This window comes from Sinomicrobium pectinilyticum (assembly GCF_003725735.1).
Taxonomy (GTDB): domain Bacteria; phylum Bacteroidota; class Bacteroidia; order Flavobacteriales; family Flavobacteriaceae; genus Sinomicrobium; species Sinomicrobium pectinilyticum.
The window spans coordinates 37,140-49,845 of the sequence record NZ_RJTM01000072.1 but is presented as its reverse complement, the minus strand read 5'-3'; the positions used below and the strand labels follow the sequence as shown (position 1 = coordinate 49,845).

The 12,706-nt window shown below is 47.6% G+C and carries 8 protein-coding genes; 4 read left to right on the top strand and 4 right to left on the bottom strand.

Features of this window, described 5'->3' with window-relative positions; translation table 11 throughout:
• The first annotated feature begins 151 nt into the window (after positions 1–151).
• Genes ED312_RS10370 through ED312_RS10355 form a run of 4 tightly spaced genes read left to right on the top strand, consistent with a single transcriptional unit; the run spans position 152 to position 4,621 of the window.
• Positions 152–1,117: a 2-hydroxyacid dehydrogenase gene (locus ED312_RS10370; protein ID WP_123215942.1), complete on the top strand. Its 966-nt coding sequence runs from the start codon at positions 152–154 to the stop codon at positions 1,115–1,117.
• Positions 1,118–1,120: 3 nt separating this feature from the next.
• Positions 1,121–2,566 (top strand): FGGY-family carbohydrate kinase, encoded by a 1,446-nt coding sequence (locus ED312_RS10365; protein WP_123215941.1) that lies wholly within the window; start codon positions 1,121–1,123, stop codon positions 2,564–2,566.
• A 14-nt stretch (positions 2,567–2,580) separates the two neighbouring features.
• Positions 2,581–4,017, top strand: coding sequence for an FGGY-family carbohydrate kinase (locus ED312_RS10360; RefSeq protein ID WP_123215940.1), 1,437 nt, complete (start codon positions 2,581–2,583; stop codon positions 4,015–4,017).
• A complete protein-coding gene (locus ED312_RS10355) occupies positions 4,010–4,621 on the top strand; it encodes a histidine phosphatase family protein (RefSeq protein WP_123215939.1) in 612 nt (203 codons plus the stop codon). Before ED312_RS10360 ends, ED312_RS10355 begins: the two co-directional genes overlap by 8 nt.
• Positions 4,622–4,888: 267 nt before the next feature.
• Here ED312_RS10355 and ED312_RS10350 read toward each other — a convergent pair whose 3' ends face one another.
• The 4 genes from ED312_RS10350 to ED312_RS10335 all read right to left on the bottom strand — a co-directional run bounded on the left by ED312_RS10350 (position 4,889) and on the right by ED312_RS10335 (position 12,591).
• Positions 4,889–6,025, bottom strand: a complete 1,137-nt coding sequence (locus ED312_RS10350; protein WP_123215938.1) for a glycoside hydrolase family 5 protein — start codon at positions 6,023–6,025, stop codon at positions 4,889–4,891.
• Positions 6,026–6,054: 29 nt separating this feature from the next.
• The gene (locus ED312_RS10345; RefSeq protein ID WP_123215937.1) at positions 6,055–7,878 is read right to left on the bottom strand and encodes a glycoside hydrolase family 2 protein; all 1,824 of its coding nucleotides are present in this window, start codon (positions 7,876–7,878) and stop codon (positions 6,055–6,057) included.
• 64 nt (positions 7,879–7,942) lie between these two features.
• Complete coding sequence (locus tag ED312_RS10340) at positions 7,943–9,556, bottom strand: RagB/SusD family nutrient uptake outer membrane protein (protein ID WP_123215936.1); 1,614 nt, start codon at positions 9,554–9,556, stop codon at positions 7,943–7,945.
• 23 nt (positions 9,557–9,579) lie between these two features.
• Positions 9,580–12,591 (bottom strand): SusC/RagA family TonB-linked outer membrane protein, encoded by a 3,012-nt coding sequence (locus ED312_RS10335; protein ID WP_123215935.1) that lies wholly within the window; start codon positions 12,589–12,591, stop codon positions 9,580–9,582.
• Positions 12,592–12,706 lie beyond the last annotated feature (115 nt).

Sequence of the window (12,706 nt, the reverse complement as noted above, 5' to 3'; positions counted from 1 at the left end):
AACCGATATGATTACTTTGGGCATTACTTACGGTTTTAAACATTTAATGGATGGAGTTCGTGAAATTGAAAATTTGCTTGCCAAATTAAAAATCGGCGAAGCCAATCTCCGATTTCCATCTGACCTATAAAAACAAATAAAAAATAAACAGATGAAATTATTGATTACCGCACCTTATCATGAAAAAGCCTTAAATGAACTCAGGAATGCCTTCGGGGAGATCGTATATAAACCCTGGAAGCCCCACGGAAGGGCCTACAACGAAACGGAACTCCTGGACCTGCTGAAAGAACACGGAGCCGATGCCCTGATCACCGAACACGACGAGGTCTCGGAAAAGGTCATCGAAAGTTTCCCGAATCTCCGGTTCATCGGAGTTTGCCGGGGCACCCCTTCCAATGTCGCGGTAGCTAAAGCCAAAGAACAGAACATCCCCCTGTTCCACACCCCCGGGCGCAATGCACAGGCCGTGGCCGAGTTGTTCCTGGCCGGGGTCATTACCCTCCTGCGTAAAGTGGTACCCGCAGTCGCATGGCTGCAAGGTGAAGAATGGGAAAAAGGGGCACATACGTCCTACCTGCAGTTCAAGGGTAATGAAATGGCTAATAAGACTATCGGACTCGTAGGATTCGGCGACATCGGCCGGAAGATCGCCGGAATGACCACCGCTTTTCCATGCCATATCCAGTATTACGACCCTTATGTGTCTACAGATAACCCGCTGTATAAAAGCGTCTCCCTCGAAACCCTGTTCGAGACCAGCGATATTGTATCCATACATTTGCCTGTAAATGACGAGACCACAGGCATGATCGACAAACGTCTCTTCGATAAAATGAAAAAGGATGCCGTTTTTGTCAATACGGCACGGGCAGCCGTAGTAGACCGGGAGGCCCTGTTGGAAGCTTTGGAAAACAGGCACATCCTCGGTGCGTACCTGGATGTGTTCGACCATGAACCTCCGGACGAAACAGATTACAGGATCATCCACCTGCCCAATGTTTTTGCCACCCCACATATCGCCGGGGCCACGCATGAAGTGGAAGATCACCATTCGTTTATCATGAATGCCAGATTGCTCGAAACCTTTCAAAAAACTAAAACCAAAGCTGTTTAACCGATGAATACCGACAAAACATTCAATTACCTGGTTACCGATATCGGAACGGGAAATGTACGGGTAGCCCTGATCGATTCCCACGGGAAACTAATCGGTATAGAACGCGACGAAGTACATTATCACCGGGATGATACCCATCCCGAAGCCCTTTATTTCGATCCCGAACAATTGTGGGAGCAGATCATGACATTGGCCGGAAAGCTGTTGTCCCGCTTTCCAGATATTAAGATCAGGGCCATAACGGCATCGAGCCAGCGCGAGGGTATCGTTCTCACCGACCGGGAAGGCCGTAGCCTTATCGGGCTTCCCAACCACGATCACAGGGGACGGGAATGGGAATCGGTCATCACCGACCCCGAAAAGATATACCGTCTTTGCGGAAGGTTTCCCGGTTCCATTTTTTCAGCATTAAAACTGTATGGTATTAAAAAGAAACGCCCCGAATTGTTCAACGCCACGGAAACATGTATGAGTATCAGCGACTGGGCGCAATACCGGTTTTGCGGGGTCGCGGGATACGAGCATTCCCAGGCTTCCGAAACACTACTGTATGATATTTCGGCCAGGCAATGGTCTGCCGGGTTATGCAGGGAATTTGACATCAACCCCGGTATCCTTCCCCCACTGAGGGAATCGGGGACCCTGCTCGGCAGCGTTTTGCCCGAAATTGCGGAAAAACTCGGTATTTCCGGGGAAACCGAAGTGATCGTCGGCGGTGCGGACACCCAACTGGCCATTCACAGCACCCGGCCCGAGACCGATGATGTGATCGTTGTGGCGGGGACCACGACCCCCGTTGTAAAACTGCTTCCCTCCTACACGCTCGATCCGCAAATGAAAACCTGGACCGGAAGGCATACCGACCCCGATCATTTTGTACTGGAAACCAACGCTGGGGTCACGGGCCTTAACTACCAGCGCTTAAAATCCCTGTTCTATCCCGATTGCGGATACGCCCGCATCGAAGAAGAGATGAGTCCTTACAACGATCCGTCGTGTGTAGCCTCGCTGGGATCCCTCATTGCTTCCGAAACAAGTGCGATCACTACCGGGGGATTCCGGTTCATCACTCCTGTTCCCCATCACCTGAAGCGGTCGGATTTTATGCTGGCCACCCTGTGGGACATGGCTTTCTGCATTGCGGAGAACTACAACTACCTGCAATCGGTAAACGGCCATGATAAAGACTATATCTGGGGATGTGGCGGCGGATTTCAGAGTGCTACGTTTGCCCGTATCCTGGCTGATGTGTTACAGAAAAAAATAAGGATACACACCGGCTCTGAACACGCCACAATAGCGGGGGCAGCTTATTGTTGTAACCAGACATACGGACTGAAGGTACAGCCCCCGGAGGATTCCATTACCGAATATTTTCCGAAAAACAAGGTACCCGCATCCGTTTCGGAGGCGTGGCGACAAACCAGAGAAACTTTTATCAGATAAGACCAGCAAAAAACATGCGATATTTTTTAGGAATTGATATCGGCACCCAGGGTGCCCGGATAGCCGTAACCGATATTTCGGGAAACCAGGTGGTTAACGGAGAAGAAATTTTTAAACTCACCGAAGATTCCCGGCAGGAACAATCCCCGGAAATGTGGTGGGACTGCTGCCGCTATCTCATACAAAAGAACATCAATGACGATATAAAGAACAGTATAGAAAGTATTTCCGTTACCTCTACCTCGGGAACGGTCATCCCCCTGGATCGGGAGAACAGGCCCCTGCACCCGGCACTGATGTACAGTGATAAAAGGTCGGCCGTACAGGGAAAACGCTGTATGGAAGTTGCCCGGCAAAACAGTAAGGGCTATACCGGGTTTAACGCTTCGAGCGGGCTGTCCAAAATGATCTGGTTTGCCGAAAATCACCCCGGAAAGACGGAAAGCATAGCCCGGTGGGTTCATGCTGCTGACTATATCACGGGTAAATTATCTGGCGTCTGGGGGGTAACGGACCATACCAATGCCCTGAAATCGGGATACGACACTGCAAACGAGATTTGGCCGGAATACCTGTTTTCGGAACTCGGGCTTTCCGGGGCATGGATGCCGGAAGTGCTTCCGTCAGGTACGGTTATCGGCACCATGAGCCCGGAAACCGCACAAGCCCTCGGTTTTAAGAACCGCCCGAAAGTAACGACGGGGATTACTGACGGCTGTGCTTCCCAGATCGCTTCCGGAGCCATCTACCCGGGGACGTGGAATACCACCATCGGCACCACGCTTGTGATCAAGGGCGTTACCCAAAAGCAGATGATCGATCCGGTCGGAAGATTTTACAGTCATAAGCATCCGCAGGGCTACTGGATGCCCGGCGGTGCCGGGAATATCGGTGCCGACTGGGTGAGCCGCGATTTCGGGAAGGGGCTGGACCTTGTGGAAAGAGAGGCTGCAGACAATATTCCTACAGGCAAAATGAGTTTTCCCCTGGTACAAAAGGGAGAGCGCTTTCCCTTTATAGCCCCCGAGGCTGTCGGGTTTAGCCCGGACGATATTTCCAGGGCCATTCTCTACGCCTCCAATATGGAAGGGGTAGCTTTTGTAGAACGAATGGCCTATACCCTGGCACAAAAACTGTCCGGAGAGAATATTGAAGCGGTCTATACCGCCGGAGGGGGCAGTAACAGCCCGTTATGGCTCAAGATCAGGAGCAGTGTACTGAATTTACCTGTATACAAAATGAAATACACATCCGGGGCTTTCGGTGCCGCGGTCCTGGCCGCTTCACAAACTTTTTTCGGGACGCTTACGGAAGCGGGGAAAGAACTGATACGAATGGAAAAAGAAGTTCTTCCCGATACCGGACTGAATGAAGCTTATGAGAGGCAATACGAACAGTTTCTCCGGCTGATGGAAACAAAAAAATACATAAAACAAGAAGACTATGCTTAATATATACCTTGCAAGGCACGGGGAAACCCCCTTCAATGCCGACGGCAACCGATACTGCGGAAAAACAGATGTGAAACTCAATGAAAAAGGCATATCGCAAGCCGAAAACCTGCGCAACCTCATCCGGAACATCCGGTTTGAGGCGGTTTACTGTTCTCCCCTCAAACGGGCATATAAAACGGCTGTTACCGCTGCCCCGGACCAGCAAATACTTGTAGACGAAAGGCTAACAGAACTGGATTTCGGCCGTTGGGAAGGAAAGACCCGGAGCGAATTTATCGCCGAAGCCCCTGACTTGTGGCATAACTGGAATACCGCTCCGGAAAACCATCCCGCCGGGGGAACAGGTGAAACGGCATCGGGACTTATACAACGGCTCTCCTCCTTTATGGAAGAACTGCATACCCATCATCCGGAAGGGAATGTCCTGGTCGTTGCCCACAATGCCGTAAACCGTTTTCTCATAGCTCACCTGATAGGCCTGCCGCTAAAAAATTATCGGAAAATCCGCCAGGAGAACTCTGTATTGTCCTGTATTACCTATGATATCAACGAAGGGTATATCCTTTCCAAACTCAATTGTAAGGGAGTGACAAATTACTGAAGTGACCGCAAAAACTTCTTAAAGATACGCTATACCACTACACCACAGACTTGAAGTCCATAGGTTTGTGGTAGACTGAAAGTCGGTTTGCCACGGATTCACGAATCATTTTTTTACACTACTATAGATTATATATAGAGATTCGTGAATCAGTGGTAAAAAATTTATAGAAAGTAAAGCAACTGCAATAATCCCGATAATCGGGATCGGGAGCAGTGATACTCAATCCTCCCTGGAAATCCAGGACAAAATTTGTTCCGGCTAAAATTATTGTAACATAAAAGGCACTATGCCATAGGTAAATTCAGTACCGGAATTGTTAACCAACCCGAACCATCCACGGTCGTCCCATACGCAGTAGGACATGGATTGCCCCAATATGGCATCGGCCATTGTTTTATAATACCCCCGGACCAGGTCAGTATTGCGTTCGCCCGTATTACTGCTTCTCCCTACCCCGAACTCACCGTAATTCACCGGAACACCCAATAAGGTGGAATGCACGCTGACCTCCTGAATTCCTGTTTCAAAGAAAGAACTTCCGGGAAATGCCGCATTGCTCCCTGTTTCCCCGCAAAAAGACCAGGGCGAATAACTATGGACCTGAATAGCCAGGTACGGGTCTGCCCCTTCCCCCGGAAGACTGGACTTGTTCGGATAAACTTCATCGATATATAACGCATTTCCCTGCCCGTTGGTCCCCACCATGATAATACGGGTGGTGTTATTTCCTCCGGTGGCCCTGATAGCGTCATAACCTATTTTATTTATTTTTCTCGTATATTCGAGTGCAGTAGGATCGGTGGGATCGGGAAAAGGGCCCGAACCATCGTTTTCTCCCAGATTCCCCTCGGGTTCATTGAGGACCTCAAAAACGAGGTTTACCGGGTATTCCCTGAAGTAGGTCGCGATCCCGCTCCACAAGTTCCGGAATTTATTATCAAACCCGGCAGATCCGTCGTAATGATCCTTGAGCCAATGTTCGTGATGTGTATTCAGAATCACATATATATCTCGTTCAATCGCATAGTCGATTACCTGAACAAGTTCGAGAAATCTCGGGTGGTTTATATTTATATTCCCTTCACTGTCCGCCAGGTGATCTTCAAAACGGTCCATCCAGGTGGTAGGAATCCGCATATGCTTCATCCCTGCATTCGTGTAGAGGTCCACAATAGGTTTTATTCCCGAAAATGAAGTTGCATTAATTCCGTTATCAAACGTATTGCCCAGATTAAACCCGGCTTTCATGTCCAGGATAATCTCCTGTGCGGTGGGAAATGCCGAATCGACAGGTTGCTCGAGGGGCTGCTCCCCGTCTACAAAGACTATCCTTTCATCCTGAGAGCAGGAACAGGACGTCAGGAGGACTACTAATGCGAAAAGTCTGAATTTATATTTCATGGTGTATTTTTTAAGAATGTTCAAGAAGATTAATTAGTTTTTCCCATTGTTTTGGTTTTATAATAATCCTGCAGTACGTAAAATGCCTTTTTCTTCTTCCCTGTATTGGATATCAGTCCTTTTCTGTTCCAGAAATTCTGATAAACGGGATGTTGCCGTCGCGGGGACTTGAAATCGACAAGTATCCAGGGGGTCATGCCACGAAGGGCGTCCATTTTTTCGAGCATTTTAATCTGGTTGATATAAACCAGTTCCTGGTGTTCTTCACTCCAGACCGTATCCTCGTCGCCGTGAAACCCGGCCAGTGCTCCGGCCCCGAATTCCGAGATTACCACCGGTTTATTAAACCTGATATCAAAGGAGTACTTCGGTAATTCCTTGGGGGCAGACCAATACCAGCCTCCATATTCGTTAAAGCTTGCCAGGTCCAGTTTATCGCCGAGAGGATCTTCTACCTTAATCGTATATCCTTCCCGCTCTACTTCCAGTGCCGCAGCCACCAATCGGGTATCATCAAGACTTTTCGCCTTGTCGACGAGACGGCCCATAAAGATATTCCGCTCCTCGGTAACCGGGGTTTCATTCCCTACGGACCAGATGATGATACTGGCCCTGTTCTTATCTCTGTCTATACCTACGGCAAGCTGATTTTCGGCATTGGCATAGGTATGAGGGTTAGTCCAGGATATCGTCCAGTATACCGGGATCTCCGCCCAGACCAGCAAACCGATCTCATCGGCCAGGCGAAGTATGGTTTCATTGTGGGTATAATGTGCCAGACGGATATAGTTACATCCGAGTTCCTTGGCCCAGTTGAGCATCATCCTCATATCACCTTCGGACCGCAATCTTCCGCCAAGGATCGGATTTTCATCATGTATGGAAATTCCTTTCAGGAAAACGGATTCGCCATTGAGCAGGATATCCTTGTTTACTGTCCGAATGGTCCTGAAACCTATCTTATCATGGACTTTATCACTTCCGGAAGTTATGGTTACATCGTATAATTTTGGATGTTCGGGCGACCAGTAATCCACTTTCCTCGTACGGAACCTGAATGTTGCCCGTCCGCGGTTATCTGTCGTAAACGATGATTTTATTCCAAGTTCCGGAATCTCCAGTACGACATGTTCCGGTTTATGGTTTCCCTTCATTTGGATAAATCCTTCGATAAACTCTTTGTTGTCTTTGGACAATTGTACCTTGTAGTCTTCAATATAGACCGGCGGGGTTTCAACCAGCATAACATCCCTGGTGATCCCTCCGTAATTCCACCAGTCGGTATTGATCGTGGGGATTTCATCCTTTTTCCGGGTATTATCCACCATCAGTACTACAAAATTATTACCGTCGTTGAGTTTTCCGGAGACATCGAACTGGAAGGGGGTAAAACCACCCTTGTGAACTCCCAGTTTTTTTCCGTTGAGATATACATGACACTCATAATTTACCGCCCCGAAGTAAAGCAGGTAGCGTTTATTGTTCTTCGGGGAAATGACAAAATCCCTTTTATACCACAACGTGCCTTCATAAAACGAAAGTTTTTCCTCCTGTGAATTCCAGTCTCCCGGAACCTCTAAGGCAGGAGCGTACGTAAAATCGTATTCTACTTTCATACTTTTGTCCACATCGGTCAGATTATCATAAAAACCTCCTTTTCCCGATTTGCTCTGGTCAAAGGGCTTTTGCCTGTAATCCAGGTATCCCATCTGGTAAGGGTCCATAATATAATTCCACGGGCCATTAAGGCTCAGAAAAGTCCTGCCATATACATTATGAATCGTCTCCTGACCATACCCCTGGCCATAAAATGCGGTAAAGGCGATAAGGGCTAAAATTATTATTCTCAACATAAGATGTACTTTTAAATTCTAAAATTTATGGGTTGTATTAAAAATCATTAAATTCCATCCGCGGTTAATAACCGGTATTGAACTGGGATGCACTGCTTCCCATGATGTCTATCTGACTTTGTGGTATGGGGCAATTGACAAAATGCGGTTGCCAGGGAGTCTCGCTGTTATTTGCGTCATTGGCTTCTGCGGTTGAATTATCGCCGTTCCTGTAGTACAGTGAAACCCGTTCTCCCAGGATACCGAGCCGTTTTAGCAGGAACCAACGGTTATTTTCAAAAGCGAGTTCCCGGGCCGATTCCTCCAGGTAGTCTTCCAGTGTCCACGAGGTAAAATCCACAGCCGGAGCAACAGTATCGGGATCGAGACCATATCCTCTGCGCCTTACCTTGTTCATATATTCCAGGGCAATACCGTCTTCACCCAGGTTATGGTATGCTTCTGAGGCCAGTAATAAGGTCTCGGCAAACCTGTAATACATATAGTTCTTATAACTCTCGTTGGTGTTGGGTAATTTGGTCTCAAAATCGGCATATTTTTTCAGGCTCCAGTGAAATCTCCTGTAATTATCCTCCGGCTCGGTAATAGGTTGTCCGAAATTCGGATGCTCCGGATTATTTACGGTATATTCCCTGTAGTCTTCGGGCCAGTAATATGTGGAAAACCTGAGATCGTTTTCCTTGTCGTACAGCCCGTTCAGATAGGAGTTTGGAAAAAACCATCCCAGGGATTGCCCGCCATAGTCAGCGTCAATAATCACTTCTGGTTGTCCGTTAACTTCCCCGGACTGTTTTTCATACAACCTCTGATTAAACACACTTCCCAGCCAGGACCCCCCGCCTCCTGCCAGATCGTCTTCATCACCCAGCATCTGGTCTTTCTGGTAGACAAACAGGGCCTCATGATGATTTACATCGGCACCAAAAACCTGGTTTATGCCCACAAGCTGGTGCGTTCCGTTGTTTATAATAGTATCAAATTGTCCTGCCGCCTCTTCCCAGTCGCCGGTCCACATTGCAGCTTTTCCCCGTAAATGCCTGGCCACACCCTGCCCGTAACGTCCGTTCGGGACCTGCCAGTCCAGATAACGGACGGCAAAATCGAGATCCTCGTTTATCACCCCGAAAACAGCCTCCTCCGTGGCTGCTTCATAGACCACGGGATCGTCAATATTCTGGGGAGTTGTGGGGATGGTGTCCAGAAGAATGTTTCCGTACATCCTGATCAGGTCAAGGTACAATTCGCCCCGGATCACCCTGGCCTGTGCCACCAATTTATTTTTGGCGGTCTCTTCCATTTCAATATTCCCGGCACTGGTAATAATGGCCGAGGCCCTGTCTATAATACGGTAAGCATTATTCCATTTATCTGCCGGGAATACCATAGGGGTATGTGTGGTAGGGCCGTACGGGGTGAACCAGGTCCTGTGCAGACCAAGGTCTGTCGCGGCCAGGAAAAACACATTGGATTTCAGATTATTGTTATCCCTGGAAGGAGCATTGTATACCCGCATCCTGTTATAAAGCGCATTTACCCCCACTTCGAGTCCTTCGGGTGAATTGTAAATGAAATCTACGGAAACTTCATCTGTTATTTCTTCCTCAAGGAATGATTCGCATGATACCAATGAAAATGCCGCTAAAAGGGAAGAAAAGAATATATATTTAATTTTTTTCATCTGTCTGTTTTTTATGGTTAGTATCAAAACCCGAACTGAAGTCCGACTACTACCGTCACCGGCTCCGGGTATTCGTTGGGGGTTCTTTCCGGACTGAAAGATTGAAAATCCGTGATCGTTACCAGATTACTTCCTGTGGTATACACCCTAAGATTGCTCAGCCCGAACCGGGTCAGTACCTCCTCCGGTAAAGTATATCCCAAAGTAATATTCTGTAGCCTTACATAGGACGCATCCTGTAATCCAAGGAAATAGATGTTGGCAGGATCGTTTCCTTCCCTGGGCCTCGGGAAATCCCCTCCGGGATTTTCCGGGGTCCAGTAATTTTGCCTGATCCCGTTTTTGATCCCTCTCAGGGACCCTCCTTCCTGGTAGCCGTACAGGAACGGGTTATTTCTTGTAACTCCCTGCACCGTGTATATATCGGCAGACATATCAAAACCTTTATATTCGGCACCGAGGGAAAGTGTTCCGAACCAATCCGGGGCCTGTGAAGTAATGACACGGTCCTGGTCGTTGATAGCCCCGTCTCCGTTCGTATCCTGCAGTTTGATATCGCCCGGAAGGGCCAGGGGCTGAGCCGAACCCGCAATATTCTCTCCTTCCTGGAATATTCCCACGGGTTTATACTGGTAGAAAACACCGATGGGATACCCGATAAACCTTCGGTTCAGTACATCATCATCTTCTCTCCCGTCACCGTCGGCATCTTCTCCGTAAAGACTGATTATTTTATTTTTATTTTTTGTAAAAGAAGCTCCCAGTGTTACCTTAAAATCTTCTTTCCTTATAATATCCGCATTAAGTGTAACCTCTATTCCCGCATTCTCTATTTCCCCTATGTTGGTCAGCTTTGAGGTATAGCCGGAAGAAGGATCCAGTGCTTCTGCCACCAGCAGGTCTTTTGTCCGTGTATTGTAATATTCTACTGTTGAAGTAATCTGGTTATTGAAAAGCCCCAGATCTATGGCCGCATTAAAAGTAGTGGAAGTTTCCCATTTCAGATCGGGATTGGGTAATGTAGTACCCGGCACATACCCGGAAACGCGGTTTCCGTCTATAACGTAACCTCTCTGGTCTGCAGTACTCTGGCTCTGCCCCGGGCTGATCCCCTCATTCCCCACACTTCCATAGCTGAACCGCAATTTCAAATTGTTGATCTCACTGATATTCTTCATGAAATCTTCCCGGTGTACATTCCATCCCAGATTGGTCGCAGGGAAAAATGCCCATTTGTTGTTCTTTCCGAACACGGTAGAACCATCTGCCCTTCCGGAAACTGTAAAATAATATTTATTATCGTAATCATATTCGATCCTGCCCACCGCAGAGACGATACCCCTCTTATTCCCGGAAATGGAGGGTGTGTTTAAAAATGCACCTTCCAGACCTTTAATGCCAAGAATATCATTGGGAATCCTGTCTGCCTCGTTAACAAAATTATTATATTCCGTTTCGGAAACACTCTGTACTGCGGTAATGGCAAAATGGTTTACTTCTTTTATATTGAAATCATAGGTCAGAATATTTTCGATCTGCCATTCTACATTATCCTGAAACTGGATGGCGCCACTTCCCTGCCCGTTTTTAGCTATCCCGGCCAGTGACCTTGAGGTATTGTATGAATATCTCTTGTAATTCCAGGATCGCCTGCTGGCATTTAACCTGTACTTGAACCCCTCGAAAGGCATGACATCCACGAAAACATTTAAGATATCGTTCCTGTTCCTGACCTGATTGGTTGTTTCCTCCAGATCGATCAGCGGGTTTTTATTTTCTTCAAATCCGCCGGGTAACCAGCGTAGGGTACCGTCGTCATTATACACCCGCCCCAGGGGTGCCGTAGTAATGGCATTGAGTAATACCCCGCCGTTATTCGGATTATTGGTCCCGGAAAACTGAAAGGAAGTGTTCAACCCGATTTTCAACCAGTCCCGGATTTTCTGGTCGGCGTTCAGCCGCAATCCTACTTTATGGTAATCGGAATTGGGTATAACACCTTTGGTATTAATATAGTTAACACTACTGAAAATACTGAATTTCTCCGTACCGGAAGAAATACTCAGGGCGTGGTTCTGGGTCTGTCCCGTACGAAGTATCAAATCCTCCCAATTGATATAGTTCCCGCTTTCTACACTCTCCAGCTCCAGGGTAGAAAATATATCCGCATCCGGCCGGTAGACACCCCCGTTGTTCGTCCGGAATGCTTCCCGTTTTAACCGGGCAAATTCTTCACCGCTGTAGATATCAAAGTTCCTGTTGATGGTCTGAAGGCCGGAAAAGCCATTGTAGGATACGCTCATTCTACCCTCCTTCCCTCTCTTGGTTGTGATGAGAATCACCCCGTTTGAGGCCCTCGCTCCGTAAATAGCCTGGGCTGCAGCATCTTTGAGAACTTCCAGCGATTCGATGTCATTGGCATTAATATCGTTAATACTTCCTATTCTTACACCATCCGCAATAATAATAGGGTCATTACCTCCGGTGATGGAACGTTGCCCTCTTATACGAATGGTAGATGACCCTCCGGGGGCACCACTGGCCAGGGTTACCTGTACCCCTGCCGCTTTTCCGCGCAGCATTTCCCCGATATCCGAAGTAGCGACTTTAACCAGGTCTTCGGTCTCCACCCTGGCTACGGAACTTATCACATCGCTTTTCTTTTTGGTCCCATACCCGATGACGACTACATTGTCCAGCAGAGAATCACTTTCCAGTGTCACATTGATGATGTCCTGGTTTTCCACGGTTACGGAAACGGGTTTCATCCCTACAAAAGAAAATATGAGTTTCTGACCCGACGATACGCTAATGGCATAATTCCCGTCAAAATCCGTTTGTGTACCTATTGTCGTACCTTCGATCAGAATATTGACACCTCCAAGCGGCAAACCGGTATCATCTACCACCGTACCGGTGATTGTATTCCCCTGGGCGTAAGTATTCGTACATATGAGGCAGACATAAACGATGAGACCCCAATGCAGATAAGCTGCAAACTGTAAAAGAACATTTTTCTGGTTTTGGTTTTTCATTATTCAGTAAAGTTGATTAATCGATACGCAAATATGGTCCATTCCGTTTTTGCATGGGGGATTTATATATTCGTTTGTGGGGGTAAAAATGTGTTTATACATATAAAACCATAAC